Origin of the sequence: Aeribacillus sp. FSL K6-2848 (assembly GCF_038004325.1) — a bacterium.
GTDB classification, from domain to species: domain Bacteria; phylum Bacillota; class Bacilli; order Bacillales; family Aeribacillaceae; genus Aeribacillus; species Aeribacillus composti.
In genome coordinates, this window is record NZ_JBBOQQ010000001.1 from 2,446,778 (window position 1) to 2,472,977 (window position 26,200).

The 26,200-nt window shown below is 40.2% G+C and carries 24 protein-coding genes; 5 read left to right on the forward strand and 19 right to left on the reverse strand.

The window, feature by feature from the left end; genetic code table 11:
- Positions 1-3: 3 nt before the first annotated feature.
- The 3 genes from drmA to NSS70_RS11740 all read right to left on the reverse strand — a co-directional run bounded on the left by drmA (position 4) and on the right by NSS70_RS11740 (position 6,200).
- The gene (drmA, locus tag NSS70_RS11730) at positions 4-3,309 is read right to left on the reverse strand and encodes a DISARM system helicase DrmA (protein ID WP_340881657.1); all 3,306 of its coding nucleotides are present in this window, start codon (positions 3,307-3,309) and stop codon (positions 4-6) included.
- 127 nt (positions 3,310-3,436) lie between these two features.
- Positions 3,437-5,881 carry a DEAD/DEAH box helicase family protein gene (locus NSS70_RS11735; RefSeq protein WP_340881659.1) on the reverse strand — a complete coding sequence of 815 codons (2,445 nt, stop codon included), beginning with the start codon at positions 5,879-5,881 and terminating at the stop codon, positions 3,437-3,439.
- The gene (locus NSS70_RS11740; RefSeq protein ID WP_015864194.1) at positions 5,874-6,200 is read right to left on the reverse strand and encodes a nucleoside triphosphate pyrophosphohydrolase; all 327 of its coding nucleotides are present in this window, start codon (positions 6,198-6,200) and stop codon (positions 5,874-5,876) included. The genes NSS70_RS11735 and NSS70_RS11740 overlap by 8 nt, the downstream gene beginning before the upstream one ends.
- 141 nt (positions 6,201-6,341) lie before the next feature.
- Between NSS70_RS11740 and NSS70_RS11745 the strand changes: the two genes are divergently transcribed.
- The 5 genes from NSS70_RS11745 (at position 6,342) to NSS70_RS11765 (ending at position 8,647) form a co-directional block, all read left to right on the forward strand.
- Positions 6,342-6,506, forward strand: coding sequence for a hypothetical protein (locus tag NSS70_RS11745; protein ID WP_158082868.1), 165 nt, complete (start codon positions 6,342-6,344; stop codon positions 6,504-6,506).
- A 213-nt stretch (positions 6,507-6,719) separates the two neighbouring features.
- The gene (locus NSS70_RS11750; RefSeq protein WP_340881663.1) at positions 6,720-6,896 is read left to right on the forward strand and encodes a hypothetical protein; all 177 of its coding nucleotides are present in this window, start codon (positions 6,720-6,722) and stop codon (positions 6,894-6,896) included.
- Positions 6,897-7,285: 389 nt separating this feature from the next.
- Positions 7,286-7,753 carry a CBO0543 family protein gene (locus tag NSS70_RS11755; protein ID WP_340881665.1) on the forward strand — a complete coding sequence of 156 codons (468 nt, stop codon included), beginning with the start codon at positions 7,286-7,288 and terminating at the stop codon, positions 7,751-7,753.
- A gap of 122 nt (positions 7,754-7,875) precedes the next feature.
- Positions 7,876-8,208 (forward strand): hypothetical protein, encoded by a 333-nt coding sequence (locus NSS70_RS11760; RefSeq protein ID WP_042411413.1) that lies wholly within the window; start codon positions 7,876-7,878, stop codon positions 8,206-8,208.
- A 238-nt stretch (positions 8,209-8,446) separates the two neighbouring features.
- On the forward strand, positions 8,447-8,647 hold the full coding sequence (locus tag NSS70_RS11765; RefSeq protein WP_340881669.1) for a hypothetical protein: 201 nt from the start codon (positions 8,447-8,449) through the stop codon (positions 8,645-8,647).
- A gap of 157 nt (positions 8,648-8,804) precedes the next feature.
- On the opposite strand, the gene NSS70_RS11770 is transcribed toward NSS70_RS11765, so the two are convergent.
- The 16 genes from NSS70_RS11770 to yfmF form a co-directional block, all read right to left on the reverse strand.
- Entirely contained in the window at positions 8,805-9,803 is a 999-nt protein-coding gene (locus NSS70_RS11770) for an IS4 family transposase (RefSeq protein WP_340881671.1), read from the reverse strand.
- 108 nt (positions 9,804-9,911) lie between these two features.
- Positions 9,912-10,778 (reverse strand): 2-oxoacid:ferredoxin oxidoreductase subunit beta, encoded by an 867-nt coding sequence (locus tag NSS70_RS11775; RefSeq protein WP_063386733.1) that lies wholly within the window; start codon positions 10,776-10,778, stop codon positions 9,912-9,914.
- On the reverse strand, positions 10,779-12,536 hold the full coding sequence (locus NSS70_RS11780) for a 2-oxoacid:acceptor oxidoreductase subunit alpha (protein WP_063386732.1): 1,758 nt from the start codon (positions 12,534-12,536) through the stop codon (positions 10,779-10,781). It abuts the gene before it with no gap.
- Between the two features lie 369 nt (positions 12,537-12,905).
- Positions 12,906-13,166 carry a stage V sporulation protein SpoVS gene (gene spoVS / locus NSS70_RS11785; RefSeq protein WP_003181955.1) on the reverse strand — a complete coding sequence of 87 codons (261 nt, stop codon included), beginning with the start codon at positions 13,164-13,166 and terminating at the stop codon, positions 12,906-12,908.
- Between the two features lie 353 nt (positions 13,167-13,519).
- On the reverse strand, positions 13,520-14,629 hold the full coding sequence (locus NSS70_RS11790; protein WP_144596560.1) for an IS4 family transposase: 1,110 nt from the start codon (positions 14,627-14,629) through the stop codon (positions 13,520-13,522).
- Positions 14,630-14,755: 126 nt separating this feature from the next.
- Complete coding sequence (locus NSS70_RS11795; protein ID WP_063386731.1) at positions 14,756-15,550, reverse strand: TIGR00282 family metallophosphoesterase; 795 nt, start codon at positions 15,548-15,550, stop codon at positions 14,756-14,758.
- Between the two features lie 82 nt (positions 15,551-15,632).
- Positions 15,633-17,192: a ribonuclease Y gene (gene rny / locus NSS70_RS11800; protein ID WP_063386730.1), complete on the reverse strand. Its 1,560-nt coding sequence runs from the start codon at positions 17,190-17,192 to the stop codon at positions 15,633-15,635.
- Between the two features lie 248 nt (positions 17,193-17,440).
- Positions 17,441-18,481, reverse strand: coding sequence for a recombinase RecA (gene recA, locus NSS70_RS11805; RefSeq protein WP_082829319.1), 1,041 nt, complete (start codon positions 18,479-18,481; stop codon positions 17,441-17,443).
- 139 nt (positions 18,482-18,620) lie between these two features.
- Positions 18,621-19,880: a competence/damage-inducible protein A gene (locus tag NSS70_RS11810; protein ID WP_340881673.1), complete on the reverse strand. Its 1,260-nt coding sequence runs from the start codon at positions 19,878-19,880 to the stop codon at positions 18,621-18,623.
- Between the two features lie 18 nt (positions 19,881-19,898).
- Positions 19,899-20,477 (reverse strand): CDP-diacylglycerol--glycerol-3-phosphate 3-phosphatidyltransferase, encoded by a 579-nt coding sequence (gene pgsA, locus NSS70_RS11815; protein WP_094246009.1) that lies wholly within the window; start codon positions 20,475-20,477, stop codon positions 19,899-19,901.
- Between the two features lie 54 nt (positions 20,478-20,531).
- Positions 20,532-21,419, reverse strand: coding sequence for a helix-turn-helix domain-containing protein (locus NSS70_RS11820; RefSeq protein ID WP_066246440.1), 888 nt, complete (start codon positions 21,417-21,419; stop codon positions 20,532-20,534).
- Between the two features lie 15 nt (positions 21,420-21,434).
- The gene (locus tag NSS70_RS11825; RefSeq protein WP_066246441.1) at positions 21,435-22,229 is read right to left on the reverse strand and encodes a YmfK family protein; all 795 of its coding nucleotides are present in this window, start codon (positions 22,227-22,229) and stop codon (positions 21,435-21,437) included.
- A gap of 146 nt (positions 22,230-22,375) precedes the next feature.
- Entirely contained in the window at positions 22,376-22,633 is a 258-nt protein-coding gene (locus NSS70_RS11830; protein WP_063386726.1) for a DUF3243 domain-containing protein, read from the reverse strand.
- Between the two features lie 73 nt (positions 22,634-22,706).
- Positions 22,707-23,420: an elongation factor P 5-aminopentanone reductase gene (ymfI, locus tag NSS70_RS11835; protein WP_235600408.1), complete on the reverse strand. Its 714-nt coding sequence runs from the start codon at positions 23,418-23,420 to the stop codon at positions 22,707-22,709.
- Positions 23,421-23,435: 15 nt separating this feature from the next.
- Positions 23,436-24,725 (reverse strand): EF-P 5-aminopentanol modification-associated protein YfmH, encoded by a 1,290-nt coding sequence (gene yfmH, locus NSS70_RS11840; RefSeq protein WP_063386724.1) that lies wholly within the window; start codon positions 24,723-24,725, stop codon positions 23,436-23,438.
- Positions 24,722-25,999, reverse strand: a complete 1,278-nt coding sequence (gene yfmF / locus NSS70_RS11845) for an EF-P 5-aminopentanol modification-associated protein YfmF (RefSeq protein WP_340881676.1) — start codon at positions 25,997-25,999, stop codon at positions 24,722-24,724. The genes yfmH and yfmF overlap by 4 nt, the downstream gene beginning before the upstream one ends.
- Positions 26,000-26,200: the final 201 nt, after the last annotated feature.

Genomic DNA, 26,200 nt, shown 5'->3' on the forward strand with positions numbered 1-26,200 from the left:
ACTTTATCCTTTCCACGCTTTTACTTCAATCTCTGCTTCCACACTTCTGAGAGAATGCATCGCAGGTCTTGCGTCTTTCAATGCATTGCTATCACCAAATGGTTTCAATAAATAAGGCATATGATTATATTTTGAAGATCGATAGGCAAGTGAATCATATTTATTTGTCATTCCAAGCCACCAATCTAAAACACTTTCAATATGTTGTTCAAATTCTTGCTCAGATATTTCTCCTGTCTTTACGGCTCTCTCAATCAAAAATTTCTTAATCTCTTCAACATCTTCGTTTATCACAAAACGTTTTGCGCTTTGCTCTTTGCTAATCTCTATGATTCCTTGCCGTATTGATCCTACTACCAAACCGGTTAATCCACGTTGAATACTCCCTCGAGCAAATGGTGTCACACTTGTAGGTTCAACAAAACGGTAAATTGAACTGTGATAAGATTTAAATCTTTCATAGTGTGATAAATCCCGTGGACGTAAAGAGTTGAATAAGGTTAAAACAAGACCTGGATATGTTCTTCCAACACGGCTAGTTGCTTGAATATATTCTGATGTTGTTTTTGGTTGACCATGCACTACCATAATTCCAAGACGATTGACATCCACTCCTACCGAAATCATATTTGTAGCTAATACAGCGTTAAGCGCTCCATTTTCTGCATACGTTTTTTCCATTTGAGCCAGCAAATGAGGAATTTCCCTTGCTTTTCTTCGACTTGTCATTTCCTCAATAACTAATTCCTTTTGCTCGGAATTCTCATTAAGTAATTTTAAACGAACTGGGATTTCATCTTTAAAAAGCATTGTTGTTCCTGCTAATTCTTTTATCGTATTAAAATACCCTAAAATTGTCCAATACGGATCAATTACAGGTCCTTTTAATTTTTCACTTATTGTCAACAATGCTGAATAAACATGGACAGAATGAATTTTTCCACTGACACCCGGTGCACAAATTCCTACATATAACCTTCCTGGCTTTTGTTGTGTTGGAACTTCATACGATACAAAATTATCTGTTGCTTTTAGGACTGGTAAAGGAAATTGACTAGCCTCACGGCCGTAGAGACGACGAATCTGTTCATCAGCTCCTCTAATAGTGGCCGTAGATGCGACAATTTTAGGACCTGCTCCATCATATTGACATAAATAATCTACAGCTAATTCGTATAGACCCGTCAAAGATCCTAATGGACCAGAGATTAAATGCAGTTCATCTTGAATAATCAATTCAGGAGGCTTTAAATAATTAATTTTCTTATATCCTTTTTTATTCGTTTCAGAAAAAATAAACCCCTTTTCTAAATCATAATGAGTTTTACGACCAAATAACTCATACATATCTTTTTTCCAAGCAATCTGCGCCATTTTATCAACAGTTCCTATAAGAATCGTAGGAACATATTGATAAATAGCCTCATCAATCGTTAAAGCAGGAATTCCCTTTTCAGATGAAAAAGGACAATCATAATAATGACAACGAATTAATTGCTTATGCCGCTCAATGATGTAATCCTCCGCATTAAGTTCTGTTCCGCACCAAGGACAGTGAGTTAACTGCATCGGATTTCCTTCTAGTACTTCGTTTCCTTCCCTAATTTGCTCCATTTTTAGTATTGCATCTTCATATGTATTAGGTGAAGAAGATTGTCCTATCCAAAGTCCTATACGAAATGGTTCAATTCCATATTTTTCAGGATTTTCCTGACGAATCAACTCAGCAGCGCAAATCATAGCTGCAGCTCTTTGAAATTGCTGTGTTGTTAGCAACCGCAATGTATAACGCATAAATACAGTAACACCTGCATATGTTTCCGGATTATCCCACTCCCCAATAAGCCGACGATATCCCATGGTAAATGCAGCTAATCCTAGATACGCCTCTGTTTTCCCCCCACCTGTCGGAAACCAGATTAAATCTACAACATCTCTATCTTCGTGATGTCTATCAACAATACCAGCGATATTCATTAATAAAAATGCTATTTGGAATAAACGCCATTCCGATGTATATTTTGGTTCTATTCTCTCTTGAAAAGTACGATAATGCAAAGCAACCTTCGATTGAGCTTGCTGAATCATCATAACTTTATTTGCAAATTGGAATGCTTCTTTTACAGAAGGATTGCTTATAATTAAACAAATACCTTCTCGAATTCTTTTAATTATTTTTTCAATCTTGTTAACATTATTTCTCGCTATATCTTGTAAATGTTCCGGCAAAGATGGAATATGACCTTTTTGTTCACATAGCCATTTTTCATATTGCTCAGGAATAATAGATAATGTTGTATGTAAACTTTCCGAATCCATTTCACTTAACTCTTTCATAAAAAATCGAGCATGAGAGAAAGTACGATGCTCTACAACAGGCAATTCATAAAAAGGAAGCCATTTGCTCTCAATAATGACGTACTGATCCGTTTCTTTCCAATCTACGCCAACCCCATGACCAACTGCATACTCATGAAAATGCCGTCCGTATAATAGCTCATCTTCGTAATGATTTATATCAGCTTTGGAAGAAAAAACAGCTATATGTTCCTTAGGAACCTCCACAATCATTTTTGTTTGAAACATAATTTCACTTTGTTTTGGATATGAATCCCGTTCATAGCTGTTAATCAAAAATAAACTAATATGATATAAACCGTCATGATATTTAATTTTACAACGTACTCGAGCAGGCTCATTTTTAGCCACATATGTTTTATTTTCAGGAACAAAACACCATTCTTCTTGTAGTTGCGTCCGTTTATGTTCTTCATCATCGTACATTCCCCAACTAATGTGAACTTTTATACTCGAAAGGGATTTCATTTTAAAACTAAATCCCATCGCAGATGGACGAAATACATGGCGATGAATAAGCATTTCATCCATCGCTTCATCTTCTAATAATTGTTTTGTTTCAATATGATTTTCTTCTTCATTAATAACATCAAAAGTGGAACCGAATGGAACAAGCTTCCCAGTTAGATAAAGGGCCATTGGTGCTTTTCTACGACCGAGAGTTTCATTTTCTTCAAATGGACCAACGAGAAATTTCTCTAATTCTGAAAGAATCGTTGAACGCATTTGAACATATTCATTCACATCTATATGAGTCTTATAAGACTGTAAGTTTTCCCCCTTCTTAAGTCTTACTTTTTGGTTTTCAACAACAAAAATATCATTGTATTCTTCCACAAAGCGCTTAATGGTTTTATCAGTCCAAAAACTTCCTATATTTTTAGCATCTTTAAAATCTAATTCTTTATTTTCCTGTAAGTATTCTAGTAACTTCTTTGCTCCTGGCTTCATCGAATCCCTCCACATATAGTAAAAAATGCCTAAAATTATCGTATCGAAAACATAAGAAAAATGTTGTCGAATCGTGTCGGTATAAATAAAAACAGAAGCGTGTATTAGCTTCTGTTCTCATAAACAATTATTTATTCTTTCTCTCAAAATACACATGCAACCTGTACTCACAAATCTCCTTCGTCCATTGGTATAAAATCTCTTCGTCTTCCGGTCCGATGGAAAATGTTAAAGAAAACACATTGTTGTCAAAGGAAAGAAGTCCGTTTGAACTCCCGCTCCATTTCGTCATCGGCATTCTAGCGATAAGTTTGCTTACTTTTTCTTCATCGTAAACCCATAGCCGTTTTGTTTCCTTGTCTGAAAAATCAATGCGCTTCCGGTATTCTTTCTCGGTTAGATAGCGATGGAAAAATGGTGCTGCCTCTTGCGGCGTAATCGGCAAATGCCATCGTGAAGAACCCCGTTGAAGCATCGCCTGTAAAACAACCATTTTGTAGCTTTTTGTCATCGGAGTGCGTTCTACTTCCACTAACCATGATTCATACTTTGAGAAAATTTCTTTCTCTCGTTCTGACAGCTCCCCAGCCCAATAAAGAAACCCGATATACGATTTAAACTCTGATTTATATTCAGACGCCTCACTTCTTCCATAGAGATGAAGCTGCAAGTATGTCGGGCGATAACCGAGTTCCTGTTTTAGTTGTTGATAGTCAAATAATAGTTTCTCACGACGCGGCTGGCGTTTTTTTCTCATTTCTTCTAATAAGTTAATAGCCTGTATATCTAAATGAAGCGAGCAATTGTCGGGAACGGTCGGTATCACCTTTTCTCTTTTTCCATTTTTCTCCGCATTGCGCTCTGTATCAAACAATTTCAGCTTCACATCAGCATTGCGATAGTTTCCGATTAAATCGATTATGACGCAATAATCCTTTCCTTCGTACAACCGAAGTCCGCGGCCGACTTGCTGGGTGAACACGGTGAGCGATTCTGTCGGCCGGACAAACAGCAATGTATCCACTGATGGAATATCAACGCCTTCATTAAATAAGTCCACCGTGAAAATAGCATCTAATTCCCCTTTTTCCAGCATCGCGATAGCTTGATCGCGCGGAATGTCTGTCTGCTGGGAGTGAAGGCTGACCGTTCGATAATTTCGTTTTCGAAAATATTCGGATAAAAAGTCGGCTTGTTTGATCGATGAACAAAATACAAGCGTTCTTGTTTTCTTATATTTCTCCCATGCTTTTAAAATCTTGTCCGCCATTTCTTCTCTTAGCTGCACTTGAAGCAGTTCTGTTTCATCATAGCGGTTGCCAAGCCATTTGATCTTGGAATAATCCGTATCGTCGTAAACACCGTAATAGCGGAAAGGAGCAAGCCATCCGCGCTGAACCGCTTCAATAAAATCAATTTTGTAGGCAACATTTCCGTCACAAATCGCATATACATCTTTGTTGTCATTTCGATCTGGAGTTGCGGTAATGCCAAGCAGAAATTTTGGCTCGAAATAGTCAAGCACCCGCTGGTAAGAACGCGCCGCGTCGTGATGAAATTCATCGATGATAATTAAATCGAACGCATCTTTGGAAAAGGCTTTTAAATGTTTTTTCATGCTTAGCGTAAAAATGGAGGCAAAAATAATGTCGGCATCCTTATCTTTCTTATTTCTGTCATAAATGCCAAATGTTTTATTCGGGATAACCCTTTGAAACGAACGTTTTGCCTGCCGAAGAATTTCTTCACGATGTGCGATAAACAGCGCTTTTTGAAAATTGCGGGCAAAAAATGCGGCTAAATACGTTTTCCCAAGTCCTGTCGCCATGACAACCATCGCCTTGTCGTAGCCTTCTTCGTAAGCCGCTTCCAGCCGCTCGAGCGCTTCCACTTGGGCAAAGCGCGGCTGAATCGTTTCGTATGTGACCGTTGCTGGATCGTAAATTACGTCATGATCACGTTCATTGATTTCCGTCTCCGCTTTATCCACTGGAAGCATTAATTCAACTTCTTCCGATTCCGCCCACGTTCGCGCAAGATTCGGATGCCGTTGGTGATAGTCATGATACTGGTTTTCATAGTCCTTTAATGTCTCTTCGTTCACTTGTACTGTTTCATCAGCGTAAAACAGCTTCAAAAACTCTTCCATTGACTCTGCAAATACGTTTTCATCGACAGTTTTATCCAGCCCGATGTTCCATTCGATTCCCTCTGTCAGCGCCGATTTCGATAAGTTGGATGAGCCGACAATAAAATAGCCGTTCGTTGTATTTTCAAATAAATATGCTTTCGGGTGAAAAGATACTCCCCTGCTTCGCCATAAACGAACTTCGATGTCCGGATGAATAGAGATCAGCTCACGAAGCGCTTCCGGCTGGGTGACAAAGAGATAATCGCCAGCGCAAATTTTAATATCCGCCCCTCGTTCCGCCGCTTTTTTCAATGTTTCTTTCAGCAGGCGGACACCCGATTTCATCACGAACGAGGTCAATATGTATATGGTTGACGATGTTTCGATATGTTCCTGTATCTTTTCGATAAGATTGCGTTGAATTAATTCGACCTTACTCATCGTGTACCTCGACTAAAAAGATTTTTTCTTTAAATCCTCCCCGCTTCTCTGCTTTTTCCGCTCGAATTTGTTCAACGCGTTCGATCGACGATCCGTGGCATTCGGCAAGAGCATGAATAATTTCCAGCACATCCGCCAATTCTTCCAGCGCTGTTTCATTATCACTCGCATTCATATATTCTTCTAATTCTTCAAATGCTTTTTTTCGCAGCTCTTTGCGATATTCGTCATCTTCCAATATTCTCGTTGTAAATGTCTTTCCCGTTTGTTCAATAATTTGTGGAATCTTATCACGGACAAGTTTGTTGTATACTGGCATGATACCCTCTCCTATTTTTATTTTCTCTTTACATATTCTACAAGATTTTTCCCTTGTTTGAAATGTGCACTTTTCTGCCCTCTATCGAAAAATGAATCATCGTCTTTGGGAAACGATAATCGATTTAAAGGATTTGTCTTTATGATCAATGTTATTAGTTGGCGACTTCTTCTTTATCCAACTCCCAAACAAGATAATCTCACATGGGCTGGGAAATTGGATGACATCACCGCCAATCTAGACAATGCCGCCATTCAAATTCTCCTTTCCCCCTCCAAGACCAAAACGCAAGACCCATTATCTTAATCGCGGCATTCATCCATGCACGGGATGAATCGTTCATAATTGTTTTTATGGCCCATCACCGTGTTTGGGTGAGCACTTTTATCAATGCGGTATCCATGAATGAGAAAATTCGTATCCAACCCAAAACATCATATACATACTGAACTCGCTCATAAGGAAATATAAGTAACAAACGATGATGATTTCCACTTCCAGAAAATGAAAGGGGATACGATGAGAAACATTGCTGCTTTATTTTCAATTCTGATGCCTGGATTTGGGCAAATATATAATGGTCAATTCATAAAGGGTGTCTTCTTTGTCATTGTGGAACACTTTGATAATGCATTCGGACATATAAACGAAGCCATTCACCTTGATTTTAACGGATTACATCAACAGGCTATCTAGGTGACCCATTTTGACTACATGTTATTTTACCCTGGATTTTATGTTTATTGCGTATGGGACGCATGGTATCACGCAAAACCAAATGCGGACAAGACAAAAACTGCCATTCCTTTTATTATAGGCGGTTTTCTGGGAGGGATGGGTGCAATATTCGCAAACCGGCTGCCGATACCTACTCTAACCGTCGCAATGTTAATGATCATTCCGATGATTTGCGGCATGATCGTATTTAGAGATCAATAAGCGCATCTTTTGTCTATTTGAGCCACGAGTTAGTGAAACAACCAAATCAGTGCTTAAGCGGCATTTTCATTTATTCAGAAATATTCCATTTTTCTCTTGTCCATACTAAACGATATGCAAATCAATCATAGGAGATGGATGAATCCATGGACAGAATCCTTTTGTGGGCATTGCTGATGATTGGCATTGCCTTACTTTGTTTTAGTCTGAGAAAACCGCTAATCAAAGACACGCTTTTAGTGTTCTTATTGAAAGCCTATTTTTCCTCATTTTTTGGCGTTATTGTTGCAGAAGGAAAATTGGTTGAATACCCTGTAAGGTTTTTAGGCCAATATTTCGACACGAGCATTCTTTTTGAATACTTTCTGTATCCGATCATGTGTGTGTATTTTTACCAAACCTCTTATCATTCTCGCCTTCTGGGCATTATCGTGCAATGCACATTATATACCGCTGCTTTAACGATCATTGAGGTTCTTTGTGAAAAATATACAGATTTAATTAACTATCATACATGGACATGGATGGATTCGTTTATAACCATCTTTATCCTATCGTTTTTCGTGCGCATGATTATGGAGCTAATCAACAAAAGGGAGCAATCAACAGGATAATGTGCATGAGATCATGCCTGATAGGAACTGCATACATGCCGCTACTTTCTAAAAAAGAAGTCTAATTTTCTGCCGCTGCTTCTATATATGTAGTAATAGATGATAAAAGGAGGCAGCAGATCATGATACTGTACGATGTGAAAAACAAGCTATTCTACAAAGTCATCAATTCAGGCCGACCAAAAATGACAAATTTCCCTCAAAAAAGGGCATGGGGCTACGTCTGGAAAACAGTGAACGGAGAACGGGTTAAGTTTTGGTTTGACTTTGCAAAAGGGCGGTATATGTATTTTCAATACGGACAAAAGTGGTATCGCGTACGATATTTGCAGTCGAATGATAAAAAGACAAATGAAGATATTTTCAATGGGGTGCTGATTGATTTAAGCATCGATGGGCAGGAGTTGAAACTATTGAAAGGCAATGCCGAAAAATATGAGAAGCAAGCGATATGACGTCAGTTGCAATAATAAGGTGGCAAAGAGGGACGGAGACCATACCCGTCAGGTTAGCGGTATAAAATTTTTTAGGATGATACGCATGTTCGAAAAATCAATCAAAGGATGAAGAGAAAACCAAATGCTGGGCATGGGGGTGTCTAATAAGTCGTTTTTACGGCTTATTGACGCCCCCATTAATGTGTTAGAAACATTGATATATCGGTGTTTATGATTTTTTGTTCTCAATGAGGATTTGACTTTCTGGACAGCCCCATTATCCATGACCCACACTACCATATCCCCAATTTCTTTAAAAGATCCGATACCGTTTCCTCTCCTTTCCTTCGGTCTTTCCTCGCGTGTTTCCTTAACAGAGACAGGAGAGATGGAAGGGCGGTTTCCATCGCTTGGGGATGCAAAAGAAACCGATGCCAATACGATTGGAGGATATTAAGCGCTTTCCATTCACTGATCTCGATTCCCTCCCGTTGATGCCAATACCTTCGGGCTTGGAACAGAAGAGTCTGCGTGACTAAAATGGCAATCAATGTCCCATATAAGTGGCATTCGAATCGTTCCTTCTTCATCTTTTTGACACGGTCAAGATCAAATCAGCCCTTAAATAACAGCTCCACTTGCCAGCGCAGCGAATACAGCTCATAAACTTGTTGCGCATCAAACGATTCTTGTGGTAAATTGGTCAGTAAGATGTGATATTTCTTTTGTTCAAGGGTTTGGCGTGACAGCGCCTTCCCTTTCTTTTTTTCCTTTTTCCGCACGTACGCCAGCCGTTTTTCCCATTCTTCCGCCGTGAGACGGCGAAAAATCAGACGCGGAACATACAGGCGTTGGTGTCCGATATACACGTGTTCCACTTCCACGGCTTCCCCCTCGCCCAATCGATTTCCTATCGATTCCCAATCCCATTCGTGCCACTCCCCGTCCTGCTTGATATAGACTTTGATATCGGAACGCAACCGGGTAATATAATAAGCACCTCGAGCATCGATCTCCGCCAGCGTGGCGAGTGAAAAAAACCCCAGATCCCGAATGCAAAGGTCATTCGGTAAAATCGTGTGCTGGGTATGATAAGCAAAACGGGCATCGGAATCATTGGCCTGTTGGACGCACAGCTGAAGACAGGTTCCCGATAACAGCTCATACTCAAATTGGATTTTGGCGCCAGATGAAACCGAACCTTGATCCTCACCATAGTCGGTCGGAAGTAAAAAACTGGTAGAGTCTAAGATCCACAGACGGGTGAAACAAGCGCGATACGTTTCGGTGATGGAAGAGAGTGCCGGACGTTGATGCATCAGGAGAGTAAAAAAGACCTCTTTTAAAAACGCCACGGCACGAGGCGTAAACCGCTGATTCAGTCCTTCATTCGAGAGAGAGCAATCATGCCAGAGCGCCAAATCGGCACACAACCGCTGAAGCGACTGACAGGCGAGCGATCCGTCTCCCCAAGCACATAGTGTCAGAAAGGCTTCCGCTGTTAATGAACGCTGCCGCTGAATGAATCCGACTTTCCGTTCCAGACGGGTCAGTTCTTCATAGGAGAAGAGTTGACGAATCGTTTTTATCCATGCCTTCATCTTTTTTGCCATCAAAAAATAATCCTTTCCAACGATGATTTTCGTTAGAAAGGATACCATGTTTTTGGCGCTGAAAAAAGATCAAATTCTTAACTTGATGGCTATGGGGGAACCCCTCTCCTACATAAACTCTGCTACTAATTCGTCAAATTTTTCTTTGCTAAGTTTCAGTTCAGCTTTTGCAAGCGGCACTTCGCCGAATCCTGGAACAAGCTCTTCATATGGTTTTTGTTCTTTATTTTGATAAATAAGACCTGTTACAAGACCGTTATATTCCATTAACGTTTGCATCGCAAGTTTTTTGTCAGAAGGATCATATCCTTCAATATCTTTCAGCTTTGTTAAATTCTCTTTAAACCAGTCGTATGTGTTCACTTTGTTATAAGTAACGCAAGGACTGAACACGTTGATAAAGGAAAAGCCTTTATGCTGAATTGCTTGTTCGATCAAGGAAGTTAAATCTTTTAAATCTGTCGAAAAGCTTTGCGCAACAAACGTAGCACCTGCTGTTAACGCCAATTCCATTACGGACAGCGGAGATTCAATTGAACCTTGCGGGGTGCTTTTTGTTTTAAAACCGACATCACTTCTTGGGGACGTTTGTCCTTTTGTTAACCCGTAAATTTGGTTGTCCATCACAATATACGTAATGTCGATATTTCTTCTCATCGAATGAATGGTATGCGCCGTACCAATAGCAAACCCATCGCCGTCACCGCCAGCTGCTATGACCGTTAAATCTTGGTTCGCCATTTTTACACCTTGTGCGATCGGAAGCGCACGACCGTGAATTCCATGGAAGCCGTAAGAATATATATAACCTGAAATCCTTCCTGAGCATCCAATTCCGGAAATGACTGCAAGCTGATGCGGTTCCAAACCGACATTAGCCGCTGCCCTCTGTATAGCTGCTTGAACCGAGAAATCGCCGCAACCCGGACACCAATTCGGTTTGACATTGTTGCGAAAATCTTTAAAAGTGGCCATTTAGAACAACACTCCTTGTTTTGTGAACTCCTTGCTTTGCGTATAAATTTCATTCGGCAGGAACGGGTTTCCGTCATATTTTAATAGAGATTGAATTTTGTCAGCAAATCCGACATTCATTTTTATAAGATTTGCTAATTGTCCTGTTGCATTATGCTCCACAACGATGACTTGTTTAGCCTTTTCAATGAGCGGGCGAATTTCCTCTTTCGGGAATGGATGAATGAGACGGATGTGCGCATGGTTCACTTTCACTCCGTCTTCTTCTAGACGTTCCATCGCTTCCTCAATGGCCCCTCTTGTCGAAATGTAGCCGATGAACAAAATATCCGGCTCTTCATGCTTGTCATTTTTATGAACTTTATTGTTGAACTCTATTTGTTCTAATTTGCGAAGCCGTTTTTCCATTTGCGCCTTTCTGTTTGCGGCAGCTTCCGAAGGTTTTCCAGTTTCATCGTGCTCAACACCTGTCACATGGTGGATGCCGTTTTTCATTCCAGGAATCACTCGCGGCGATATACCGTCTTCTGTTATTTCATAGCGTTTGAAATACCCTTGATTGCCTGCTTCCGGAACTAATTCTTCATTTAATAGTTTTCCGCGCCGAATTTGGATAGATTCATAGGAAAGAGGTTCAACCGTTTGCTTACCAAGAGAAAGCTGCAAATCAGAAAGTACAATCACAGGGCATTGGTACTCTTCCGCTAAGTTAAACGCCTCAACCGTATCATAAAATGCTTCTTCCACCGTACTCGGTGCAATAACAATTTTTGGTATCTCTCCATGTGTTCCGTAAATCATAGCCATTAAATCCGATTGCTCCTGCTTAGTTGGAAGTCCAGTGCTCGGACCACCGCGCTGTGTATCAACTATGACTAGCGGAGTTTCCGTCATGCCTGACAGACCGATCGATTCCATCATTAATGATAAACCAGGACCAGCAGAGGAAGTAAATGCCCTAGCGCCAGCATAGTTGGCTCCAATCGCCATTGTGGCTGCAGCGATTTCGTCTTCCGTCTGAATGACAGCTCCTCCTAAATCTGGAAGCTTTTTAATCAAATATTCCATAATTTCCGAAGCGGGAGTAATCGGATAGGCAGCCATAAAGCGTGCACCAGCGGCAATCGCACCTAGAGCGATGGCGTCGTTTCCAATCATGAACATCCGCTTTTGACCATCAGCTTTTTCCAAATAAAGATCTGAACGGTCAAACCCTAATTCTTCTTTTAAATATTGGGCGCCTTTTCTAATCGCCTCCATGTTGTTTAAGACGACTTGTTCGCCTTTTCTTCCGTAAGTGTCTTGTACAACTTCCTGAAATAATGACGGGTCAAGATTCAAAATTGCGCTTGTTGCACCGATTGCAACCATGTTCTTCATTAAAGATGTTCCCAGCTCTGAAGCGATTTCCGTAAAAGGTACTGAATATAAGGAAACATTGCTTCCTTCAGGGATTTTCGGTCCAAACTTTGCATCGGCAAGAATAACTCCGCCGTCCCGCAATTCGTGAAAATTAAAATCGATCGTTTCTTGGTCAAAAGCAACAAGAATATCTAAATCATCGCTTATCGTTCGAACTTTCTTCGTGCTGACACGAATTTTATTGTTTGTATGTCCCCCTTTAATTCGTGAAGAAAAGTGGCGGTATCCATATAGGTAATAACCAAGCCGGTTGAGCGTAATTGCAAAGACTTCTCCTGTACTTTCGATTCCTTCTCCTTGCTGCCCACCGACTTTCCATGAGAGTTGGTTTACCATTTCTATGTTACACTCCTTTGGATCTAAAATATCTTTATCATTTCCGGTATTTTAGAGGCCCACTGCCCTGCCGAAAAGTCTATGATGATGAATTATGCTATTTTTAGCAATAATAACCTTGTTCTGGCAGCAAAACCACCATACCTTAAAATTTTTGGGATAATCCTAAACGATTTCAATTTTATCCCTAAATAATCAAAATTACAAGTTTAAATGCTTGTAATGACAAAAAATTTTAAATATTCACCATTCTCTACTTCTGTATAATGAAATTATAATAAAACCGATAAATATTATCAACATTTTAAGCAAAAAACAGTCTGCAACCGAAAAGGAGTGCAGACTGTTTAGCTAATTTATTTAAACATGTTATCTCGGCTCAACAATCAATTTAATGGCTGTTCGTTCTTCACCGTCTATTTGAATATCTGTAAATGCCGGAATACAAATTAAGTCAACACCGCTCGGAGCTACAAATCCTCTTGCTATCGCTACCGCTTTTACAGCTTGATTCAATGCTCCAGCTCCAATCGCTTGAATTTCGGCGGCTCCACGCTCCCTCAGCACCCCTGCTAGCGCTCCGGCGACAGAATTCGGATTAGATTTTGCTGAAACTTTTAATATTTCCATTTCCTAGTTCCCCCTTCATTTTTTACAATGGTTCGTGAAAATTTATTGGAACAAATGCTGTTAGATGCATTGTTCAAAAGACCCATCACCTCTTGAACAATTGGTTCCATCCCATAGTTACTATATTCCCTAAAGTTTAGCAGTATTCCTGCTTATTTTTAATTTTTTTTATTTAATTTCAGTAGCGTTGCATAAAAAATAAAAACATTTTATGCAGAATTTTCTGAATAAAATATTTTATGATAAACGAAAAACAAGGCAGTAACCAACTAAAGGTGATCACTATCCATTTGGTAATAAATGTATTTGTTTTATTGTTACATGGCTACTGCGCTTCGCCGACTTTTTTCAACTCATTCCCGTTGAATTCGTTCCACCCACACGGTACTTGGTTTCCAAAGAAAAACGCGAAGCCAACGATAAATCTGGGTGAGAGAATGTTTCGATTTCATTTCAAGTTGAATAAGAATGAGTAAACAGTAAGAAATCAGAGCTAAGTAAACCTGATTTTCTACAGCTTCTGGACTCGTTCCATAAAGATGTTTGAGTGTTAAACGTTGCTTAATCCACTTAAAAAATAGTTCAATGGCCCATCGAGAACGATAGATATCACCAAGTTCTTCTGGATCTAGGTCGAATCGGTTCGTAATGATTCGAATTCGATTCCCGTCCGAATCGAATGTTTCGATTAATCGAAAGACATTTTCCGTTCGTTTTTGTGGTGTCCCAATGACCACCATCGAATCAGATAAAATAGAGGAATTGGATGGGACAGAGAACGATTCAAGAAATCGAACATAGGCATTCTTTTTCAGACGGGAGGCGAAAAAGAGGCCTTTATCACAGTAATAATCGAACTTTTCGTAGTCTACATAACCACGATCAAACACGTACATGGCATCTGTTTCGTCGATCAGTTGTTCCATTTGTGTTCGATCATTGTTCCCTGCTGGGGTCATGACCATTTTTTCCGGATAAACCGTATCTTCATTGACAAACACCAGTCGTAAATGAACCTTAATTCCCGACTTCGTTTTGCGAAACGTAGCCCATTGATATTTTTTCAGATTCAGTGAAATGGTCGTAGAATCCACGATTTTTAAGCCACTCACCTGACTGGAGGAATTCGTGGACATCTGGCGGATTTGATTCACTAAATCCAGAAAGATTTCTGCGAGCAATTCGGGTTTTACTTGGCGATGTTTTCGAGAAAGTTGTGAAGCACTAATAGATGTCAATCCTAATTCTCGCTGAAAATCATCCAGTAACGCATCATCGGCGATGGCGCGCAGTCCTTCTCGTTGTTGAAGTTGAGCATGCAAAAACAAAAGTAAATACGCTTTTGTGGTTAATTTTTTCGTATATTTATCTTGTTTCATCTCTTCAATTCTTTGTGTAAATTTAACAGAATTGAGAGGAGTGACCCATTTACCAAATGAAGAAAATAGTGTATCCTTGTCCATAGGCTTCATCCTTTATATTGGATTTGGACAGGGACCACCTGTACCATCCATTATAAAGGATTTTTTTATGGACTTCTTTCAATTCGGAATTTTCGAATTAAATTAATGCAACGCTAGTGATTTAATTTATTCAAAATAAACGTGATCATCATTGATTAATATTCGTTTGATCGATTTCGCTTTGCCGGTTCCTTCCTCAATTTCCACTAATACGGCATTCAATTGTCCTCTGCCTTCATTGATTTCAAACCGAACAGGGAGATTCGTTAAAAATTTTTTTAATACTGCTTCCCTGTCAACTCCTAAAATACCGTCATATGGTCCTGTCATCCCGACATCGGTAATAAATGCCGTTCCTTTATCTAAAATTCTTTCATCGGCAGTTTGAACGTGTGTATGAGTGCCAACCACTGCGGAAACTTTCCCATCCAAATACCAGCCCATCGCTTGTTTTTCGCTCGTTGCTTCCGCATGAAAATCAACAAAAATATATGGAGTTCTTTTCTTCGCTTCTTGAATCAATTCATCCGCTTTCCGAAAAGGGCAATCGATTGCCGGCAAAAATGTTCTTCCCTGGAGGTTTATGACTGCAAGCTCTTTTCCATCCGCTTCCACGTACACGATTCCTTTTCCTGGTGTGCCTTCAGGAAAGTTAGCCGGTCGAACCAACGCTTTTGCTTCATCGATAAATTCAAAAATTTCTTTTTTATCCCAAGTATGGTTGCCCATTGTCACTGCCTGAACTCCCAATGAAAGAAGCTTCTGGTAAATTTTCATAGTTATTCCTTTGCCATGTGCAGAATTTTCACCATTGACAATTGTTACTTCAGGATTATATTTTTTCTTCAGCTTCGGCAAATATTGTTCAACCATTTCTCTCCCTTTTGCTCCTACCACATCGCCTACAAATAAAACTTTCATGATGAATTCCTTTCTAAATGTTTATTATATAGTTTTGCATAAATTGAAAAAAAAATAAAGCGGCACATTTTCATGTACCACTTTATTTGGCATATTCAACCGCACGAGTTTCCCTAATGACGGTCACTTTAATATGTCCAGGGTAGTCAAGCTCTTCTTCGATCCGCTTGCGAATATCTCTTGCTAATCGATGAGCTTCTAAATCATCTATTGCATCCGGTTTTACCATGATGCGAACTTCGCGGCCTGCTTGAATGGCGTACGATTTTTCCACACCTTCAAACGACTCGGAAATTTCCTCCAATTTTTCAAGCCTGCGAATATAATTTTCAAGCGTTTCACTGCGGGCACCCGGCCGTGCTGCCGATAAAGCATCAGCCGCTGCAACTAAAACCGCAATTACCGATGTCGGTTCTTCATCCCCATGATGGGAAGCAATGCTGTTGATGACAACCGGGTGTTCTTTATACTTCGTTGCCAGCTCCACGCCGATTTCAACATGGCTTCCTTCTACTTCGTGGTCAATGGCTTTTCCGATGTCGTGCAGAAGCCCTGCACGTCTTGCAAGGATTTGATCCTCACCTAATTCGGCAGCCATCAATCCGGTTAAAAAGGCAACCTCTATTGAATGCTTCAGCACGTTCTGGCCATAGCTCGTTCGAAATTTCAATCTGCCTAAAATTTTGATCAAATCCGGATGAAGACCGTGAACGCCAACTTCAAATGTCGTTTGTTCTCCGATTTCCCTAATATGCTCGTCCACTTCCCGCCGCGATTTTTCCACCATTTCTTCAATTCGCGCTGGATGAATGCGCCCGTCTTGAACAAGCTTGTCAAGCGCAATTCTTGCTGTTTCACGGCGAATCGGATCAAATCCTGATAAAATAACCGCTTCCGGTGTATCGTCGATGATGAGGTCGATCCCTGTCAACGTTTCAAGAGTGCGGATATTTCTTCCTTCTCTGCCGATAATTCTCCCTTTCATTTCGTCATTTGGCAAATTCACAACAGAAACGGTCGTTTCAGCCACATGATCTGCTGCACAGCGCTGTATAGCAAGGGAAAGAATTGCCTTTGCTTTTTTGTCTGCTTCTTCTTTCGCCTTTGTTTCTGCTTCTTTCACCATTACAGCAATATCATGAGAAAGTTCCTTTTCCACTCGTTCAAGGATGATTTGTTTCGCCTCTTCACGCGATAAACCCGAAATGCGTTCAAGCTCTATTTGTCCTTCTTGCACCATCTTTTCCACTTTGCTTTCCATCTCTTCAATATGCTGTTGTCTTTCATTTAGAGAATCTTCTTTTTTATCTAGCATCGCCTCACGCTTATCTAATGATTCATCTTTTCGATCGAGATTCTCCTCTTTTTGCATTAAACGGTTTTCTTGTTTTTGAAGTTCATTTCTTCTTTCGCGAATTTCTTTTTCTACTTCCAAACGAAGCTTATGAATTTCATCCTTTGCTTCCAGAAGCGCTTCTTTTTTCGTTGCTTCAGCTTCACGCTTAGCATCTTCAAGAATTTGTTCCGCGGCGTTTTTTGCACCCGCTATTTTCGCTTCAGCAATGGATTTTCGAACAAAATAACCAACAACTGCACCGACGATTAGGCCAAGCAAAATGGAGATGATTTCAATGAGTTCCATTCTTTCACCTCCTCTTGCTATGAACTTGTCACAAAGAAAGTGTCGGCATTACACATTTACTCTCCCAATAACATTTTCCAAAAAAATATGTTAAATATATTGCAAAAATGAAAAAATATACATATCCATTTTAAATGTGGGAATAACCCTTGTCAAGTTTTCATCTTGTCGAACAAAGGATGGGGCTTTTTTTGACCAAAAAAATAAGACCGGCTACTCCGCCAGCCTTACGCTAAGATGTGCGTACATTATTCATCCAAAAGCTCGAACGTTTCCTGCCCCTCTTGCACAGGTTCATTCGTTTCAAGGCCATATGCCTTGCGAATTTCTTGCTGAATGGCATCGCGAATATCCGGATTTTCGCGCAAAAATTGCTTTGCATTTTCTCTTCCCTGTCCTAAACGCTCCTCTTGGTAAGAATACCACGAACCGCTTTTTTGTATAATATCCAATTCCGTTCCCAGGTCGATGATTTCTCCTTCTTTTGAAATCCCTTCCCCGTACATGATATCAACTTCTGCCGTTCTAAAAGGAGGCGCTACTTTGTTTTTGACAACTTTAATTTTCGTTTTGTTTCCTACCATATCATTTCCTTGTTTCAGCTGTTCAGCTCTGCGCACTTCAAGGCGGACAGATGAGTAAAATTTCAGCGCGCGTCCCCCTGGAGTTGTCTCGGGATTTCCGAACATGACGCCCACTTTTTCCCTTATTTGATTAATAAAAATCGCAATGGTTTTCGACTTGCTAATGGCTCCTGAAAGCTTCCGAAGCGCTTGTGACATAAGACGCGCCTGCAATCCGACATGCGCATCGCCCATTTCGCCTTCAATTTCCGCTTTTGGGACGAGTGCTGCGACCGAGTCAATGACAATGATGTCGACTGCACCGCTGCGAACGAGAGCTTCTGCAATCTCAAGAGCCTGCTCGCCGGTATCGGGCTGCGACAAAAGCAGTTCATCAATATTAACACCTAAATTTTGCGCATAGACAGGGTCGAGCGCATGTTCCGCATCGATGAACGCTGCTTGCCCGCCTAGAGCTTGAACTTCAGCAATGGCATGAAGGGCCACTGTCGTTTTACCGGAGCTTTCCGGTCCATATATTTCAATAATCCGACCTCGAGGATATCCGCCGACGCCAAGAGCTGCATCCAATGCCAGCGATCCGCTTGGAACTGTTGAAACTTTTCGCTCAGCCTGTTCTCCAAGCTTCATTATCGAACCTTTTCCGAATTGTTTTTCAATCTGTTTTAACGCCATTTCCAAGGCAGCTTGACGATCATGATTCAATACAATTTCCTCCTTAAAAAATTGATAGCTTCAAAATAAATATACCGTGTTTTTTCCTGTTTGCCAAGAAAAAAGGGAACATTTATTCGTTTTTTAATTTTCATTATTATATAAAAATTAAAAAACCGGATGAAGACGCTCATAACCGGTTTTCCATTTCCTTTATTACATTCATTACATAGTAGCAGCCATAATTTGCCGTTCTGTGCCTGATCCCTTCCCGAGTACCGGAAAGATGAAGCTCAAAGACTGCCGTCGGCCGATCGTCGATTTGAATACCGATATAGACAGTCCCAACTTCTTTTCCTTCAGAAGGATCAGGTCCTGCCACTCCCGTAAAGCTGATGCCGATATTGCTGCCGGTCAATTTTTTTATATTTTCCGCCATTTCTTTCGCACATTCAGAGCTAACGGCTCCTTTTGTTTTCAACGTTTCTTCCGACACGCCAAGAACATGCTGCTTCACTTCGTTTGTATAGCAGACAATTCCTCCAAGCACAACATTCGAAGCGCCTGGAAAATGGGTCAGCTGTTCGGAAAAAAGACCGCCCGTCAAACTTTCTGCAGCCGAAATAGTATATTGCTTTTCTTTTAAAAGCTTCATAAGCTGCTCTTGGATCGAAGTTTCACCGTGTCCATAAAAATATCGGCCAACACGGCTTAAAATCTTTTTTTCTGTTTCGTCAATCAGCTTCAGCGCAGTCGACTCATCTTCATGTTTTGCTGTCAGGCGCAATGTTACTTCGCCGTCTTTTGCCAGCGGCGCGATGGTCGGATTTGTTTGCTGATCAATCAGATCCTCTATATCTGTTTCAAGCTGAGATTCGCCGATGCCAAAAAAACGGAGCACACGCGAGATGATTTTTTCTTTTAACCCGTAATGATATTGCAAAAACGGCACACCGTAGTTGATAAACATCGGCTTCATTTCTTTCGGAACACCCGGCATGAGCAAATATATAATTCCGTTCGCCTCTAACGCCATTCCTGGCGCCATTCCGTAATGATTTGGCAAAACAGTAGAACCTTCCAAAACTAATGCTTGTTTCCGATTGTTTTCCGACATTGTCCGTTTCGTCCGTTTAAAAAAATCCTCAATGTTTTTCATCGCCGCCTCGTCGATCACGAGACGTTTATTCAAAATACGTGCAATCGTTTCTTTCGTCAAATCATCTTTTGTCGGGCCGAGCCCGCCGGTAAAAATGATGCAATTCGACCGTTTTTTTGCCGTTTCGATCGTATGCTCTAGCCTCTCAGCATTGTCTCCAACGACCGTATGATAAAAAACATTTACGCCTATTTCGGCAAGCTTTCTTGATATAAATTGGGCGTTTGTGTTGGCGATCTGTCCAAGCAACAGTTCTGAACCGACAGCAATAATTTCAGCATTTACATTCATACAATATCCTCCACATGGTTATTTCGAATTGACAAACGCGTGTTTATTTTTCATGAAATAGTCCCATCCAGATAAAATGGTAAAAAAGAGCGCAACCCACAAAGCAATGTCTGCAAATGGAAACGAAATCCATTCAAAAGGTATATTATGTAAAAGCAAAGCGGAAATAGCCACAATCTGCGTCCATGTTTTTATTTTGCCGAGCATATTAGCTGCTACGACTTCTCCTTCACCGGCCAGAACTAAACGCAATCCGGTTACGGCAAATTCACGGCTGATGATCAGAATGACAATCCAAGACGGAGCAGCACCTATTTCCACCAATATGATGAGAGCTGAAGAAACGAGCAATTTATCGGCAAGAGGATCTAAAAACTTTCCTAAATTTGTCACAAGTCCAAGCTTGCGCGCATAATATCCATCAATCCAATCGGTCGTCGAAGCTAAAATAAAAATGAGGGCGCCAACGACATGTTTGACAGGAATAACTTCTTCACCGACCGACCAATTTCCCCAGTTAAAATCGCCAAGCATCACAATCATAAATATTGGAATTAGCATAATTCTTGATACAGTAATTCGATTTGGCAAATTCATTTTGTACCTCCACTAGCATAAAGTAAGAATGAATAAGCCATCTCGTACGATGACTTATTCATTCTTGTTATTTAAAATGATAATATCCTGCCGAACCATTTTATTCGGGTCCGTTTCATAAGAAACGGCTTCTCCATTCACTTGAATGGTCGTAAATCGAGCATCGCCTACAACGATTTTTGCTTCTTCTTCCGCTGTTACATCAACCGTTTTCTGCTCATTTTGTCGCATCATTCCTGCAAAAAACGATTTTCCTTTTCCGTTCTTCACTTCTATCCACGAATTCCCATTGGTTGAAATATCGATCACCAATTTGTCCGCATTGGACAATTCATATATGGTTTCTTTCCCTCTTACTTCTTTTACCGTCAATGTTTGCTTCGTTTCATTTTCGGCGTTCTCTTCTTTTTTCTCCTCTTGTTCTGTTTCTTCAACCGAACGGTCTTTTTCATCGACAATATTATTTTGCTCTTTTTTCTCAGGCTCCACGCCAGAGGTTTCTATTTTGACGGATTTTGTATCGTCCTCCGTCTGAACGCCTTCATCTGTGCTTCCACGCTGGGAAAGCACCCAAACGATAATCGCCACCAAAATAATAACAGCGATGACGGCAAGCTTCGGCAACAGCTCTAAAAATTTGGAAGCCGGCTTTGGAAGCTCTTTATGCGTTTGAACGCGGGACAATTTCTCAGGTATCTCATCATATGTACTTGGTATTTCATTTTTATACTGCTCAAATAAAACATCCGGATCAAGGTCAACCGCTTCCGCGTATTGTTTAATAAACGCACGCACATAAAAATTCCCCGGCATGATCGAGTAGTTTCCTTCCTCAATGCCGATTAAATAGCGCTTTTGAATTTTAGTTATTTCCTGCAAGTCATCGAGTGAGATGTTTTTTTCCAGCCTAGCTTGTCTCAGATGGTTACCTAACTCGCTCAAAACGTACCCACCTTTCTAAAAATCAAATCCATTATAAATTGAGTGGCCAAACGGCTGATGATTATTTTCTACAACGTCATACGTAATTTCTTCATCAGGGTGATGTCTAAGTTCAATAATGTAGTCGAAATCATCCAAAGTATATTCGGAGCTCTGAACGAAAATATCTGGATGCTCCACGACTTTCGTTGCCGGAAGCTGCATCACTTCCCGAACTAATTGCAAATGCTGTTCAGAGCCTCTTTTCATCGTGACGATTCCATCTAAAATAAACACGTTATCTGTCCGGTATTCATCAGCAATCAGCCTTTCCCGGACAGTTTGCTTCAGCATGGTTGAAGAGAGAAAAAGCCATCTTTTATTCGCACAGACGCTCGCCGCTACGATCGATTCTGTTTTTCCGACACGCGGCATTCCGCGTATGCCGATTAATTTATGACCGTCTTGTTTAAAGAGCTCGGCCATAAAATCAACAAGAATACCAAGTTCATCGCGAACAAAACGGAACGTCTTTTTATCATCTGCATCCCGTTGAATATAAAAGCCATGACGGACAGCAAGACGATCTCTCAGCTTAGGCTGCCGCAATTTTGTCACTGTTATGTTGTCCATCGTATTCAGAATAGATTCAAGCCTTTTAATTTGTTCAATCGTTTCACAGCGCAGAAGCATCCCGCGGCGCATATCATCAACGCCGTTAATCGTAACGATATTAATGTTCAGCATACCGAGCAAAGACGAAACATCTCCCAGCAGCCCCGGCCGGTTTTTTTGAATTTTATATTCTAAATACCATTCAGTTTTTTCCACCTTCAAAGACCCCCAAATAACACACCTATAAATTTATAATAAATCATTTTAGATAAAGAAGAAAGGATAATTGCAAGGAAAAAATAAAGGGCATCTTGGTCATTTCACCAAGTGCCCTAACTTGACAGTAATAAATGAAAAACATCCTAATGGACGCTGTCATTTTGAACAAGTTTCACCATCATGTTGGCGATTGCATGTTGCTCCTCTTTTGAAGCGACACTCCACAGATCGTGAAGAATTTTTTCTTCAGGGTTTTTCGGCTCCACTTGCTTTGCTAAATAATCACCGATTTCATACGCTAAATTGGAAATAACCTCTTGGGACAATCCGCCGCTTTCTGCTTGCTGGAGGCGATCCGCCAAAAAATCTTTCCATTGATTCCAATTTTCCAATACTGACATATGTTCCCCTCCTTTATCGTTTAATCAATTTTTATTTTCCCTTGATCATGCAGTTTTTATACGGGAGAGGGAATCAGCAGTACCATCCTCCATTGACAGCAATCACCTGACCTGTAATGTAGGAAGCTTGCTCGCTAATAAGGAATAAAACAACATTCGCGACTTCTTCAGGCTTTCCATTTCTTTCAAGGGGGATGCTGTTTTTAATATCTTCCAATTCTTCAGGAGAGAATCGATCATTCATACTTGTATCGATCATGCCTGGCGCAACGGCGTTGACGCGAATATTGGAAGGCGCTAATTCCTTCGCTAGTGCTTTCACAAAGGAAATTTGCCCCCCTTTTGCCATGGAATATAAAGCTTCACAGCTGGCTCCTGTCTGCCCCCATATAGAGGAGATGAAAAGAATGCTTCCTTTTTGTTTTCTTATCATTCCACTGACTACTTTTTGAGTAATAAAAAAAGGCGACGTGAGATGAAGCTGTATAATTTTTTGATAATCTTCCATCAAAACATCTTGAATCAGTCCGTAGTGGGAAATACCGTTAGCAAAAATAAGAGCATCTATAGAAGTTGGAATGTTTTCAAGTAATTGTTCCGTCCCGCTTTCCGATGACAAATCCGCATAAACTGGAATGATCTGATCATATAACTCCATTGCTTCTTTTAACGGTTCAATGTTTCGAAAGTATTGAGCATAAATTTGATATCCTTCCTGAGCCAATTTTTCTACAACCGCTTTTCCGATTCCTCCGCTGGCTCCAGTTACTAACGCTGTTTTCAAGATTTCCCCTCCGCAATATTATGATTTCGGCAAAACTTGGAAAACTGTTAAATAATCTTCATCAATCGCTTCTTTTAAAACTGCTTCAATCGTGTCCATGTTTACATTTTCTAAAGCTTGCACAACATCGAACAGATTCATTTCGTTAAATTGATACCGGGTAAATTGATTGGCGATAAATTCAGGAGAATTAAAAGCCCTTAAAAAAGAGCCGATTTTTTTCTTTTTGGCGGCTTCCAGCTGCTCATCGGTAAATAACGATTGCTTGCTTTTCATAAGAGCTTCTTTTATATATTCACTCAGCTCATCCGGCCGGTCGGTATCGCCGCCGACCATAGCAAAACCGAAGCTGTACTCCTCTGTATAATCGAAGCTGAACGTATCATCAATGAGCCCTTTTTCATACAATTCCAAATAAAGCTTTGAGCTTTTGCCAAAAAGCATTTCTAAAATTAAATTCATGGAAAGCTCATGCGTAAGCAGCTCTTCCCCTTTTCGGAAAGGATGTTTTGCCTTTAAGCCAACTAAGCATTTCGACGACTTGACATTCATATAAATTTTTTCACTCGTTTTAAACACTTCATCTCTTTCATGTACTTGTTCACGAACAATATTCGTTGGCTTTTTAAAATCTTTTTTTGCCTGATTCTCTTCCACTTGCTTGATAATTTTTTCCGGTTGCACAGGCCCGATCACAAACAGGAGCATGTTGCTGGGATGGTAAAACGTTTCGTAGCATTCATAAAGCTGCTCTTTTGTAATTTGATTTATCGAATCAATTGTGCCGGCAATGTCAATCCGTACTGGATGGCTTTCATACATGTTTTGGATGAGTCCAAAATAAAGCCGCCAATCAGGATTGTCTTGGTACATGTTGATTTCTTGACCTATAATGCCTTTTTCTTTTTCAACGGATTGGTCAGTAAAATAAGGACTTTGGACAAAATCTACTAACGTTTCTAAATTTTTTTCAACATTTGCTGTGCTGGAAAAAAGATATGCCGTTCTCGTGAAGGATGTAAATGCATTGGCCGATGCCCCTTGTTCACTAAACTGTTGAAATACGTCCCCATCCTTTTTTTCAAAAAGCTTATGTTCCAAAAAGTGAGCAATACCGTCCGGGACGTGAACGATTTCCTCTTTGCCAATTGGAACGAATTTATTGTCAATAGAACCGTATTTAGTGGTGAATGTCGCATACGTTTTATGAATCCCTTGTTTTGGAAGGACATAAACATCTAATCCATTTTCCATTTTCTTATAATAATACGTTTCTTTCAGTTGATCGAATGTAATTTCTTTTATCATAAAGATCCGCCCCCTTTCAAAAAATAAACCGTATCCAGTTGAATTTTTTCAGCAAGCTGGACGATTTCGTCTTTTTGGACCTTTTCTACCCCTTCGATCCATTCTTCAATAGTTCGGTTTGTTTTCGCAACAACATTGTGGTACAGCACTTCCGTCATTCCGTAAGGGGTATCGATTGTTTCCAGCAACTGATTTTTGATCACCGCTTTCGTTTGTTCCAATTCTTTATCTGTAAAATCTCCCTTTTTCATCGCTTCCATTTGTTCATGAATAATCGTGAGAGCGCGTTCGTAGTTCTTCATTTCAATTCCTGACATCACCATTAACAAGCCTTTATGACTTTCCACTCTCGAGGAAGCATAATAAGCAAGACTGTTCTTTTCGCGAACGTTTAGAAACAGCTTCGAATGCGGAAATCCCCCAAAAATGCCGTTAAACACTTGCAATGCGTAATAATCATGATCACTATATGTTGTGTGCGTGCGGTACCCGATGTTCAATTTCCCTTGGGTAATGTCTTGTTCTTCGATAACTTCGTTAACCTTCTCAATTTTTTTTTCAACACTTTCAGCCCTAGCTTGTTGATTGGATTTTGTTAAACGGAAATATTTCCTGACAATATCAGCCACTTGTTCGTTTTCAATATCCCCGATCACAAATAAATCGACTTCATCATGCTGCAGCATGTTTGTATAATAATCCGTCAGCTGTTGAGGAGAAATTTGATCGATATGCTCTTTCTCTCCGTTGACATGCAGACGGTACGGCTCAGTTTTGCACATTTCTTGAATTAAACGTAAATTCGCATAACGCATTTTATCGTCATAAACCGCTTGAATGCGCTGGTTTAATGTCCGCTTTTCTTGTTCGATAATGCTTTGATTGAACACCCCTTCTTGCAGAGGAGGCGAAAGAAGTACTTCGGACAACAATTCGATCCCTTTTTCCAATAAAGGTGTCTTATCTTTTAAAAATTTTTCATTCGGGATTTCCATCCGGAACGTAATGATATGGTTTTCTCCCTTTTTGGCTAAATCGACTTGCAGTGTTGCACCGTACAAATCATCCAAATATTTCCTTAATTCAGTTGTGGATGGGTAGGATGCTGTACCCCTTTGCAAAACATGGGGAAGCAAAGCTCGAATGGTTACATCCTTTTCCGATAGCGGCGCCTTTAACCTTAAAATGAGTGAATTTGTTTTAAAAGCATTTGATGAAACGGTATGCAGCTGAATCCCGTTTATTTCGCTTACTTGCTCTTGTAAAAAACCCATTCTATCCCTCCTAAGCTGAAAGCTTTCTATATGATATTGTTTCCAATCATGAAAAAACACGTTATTAGTAATTATATCAATCATAGGATATTGAAGGAAATCATAACGAAATGAAATATTATTTAAAGTTTACATAATTAAATTACTGTTAATTATTTAACAAAAAGCAGGGATGCCTCTAGCCAGATCAGCTGACTTATG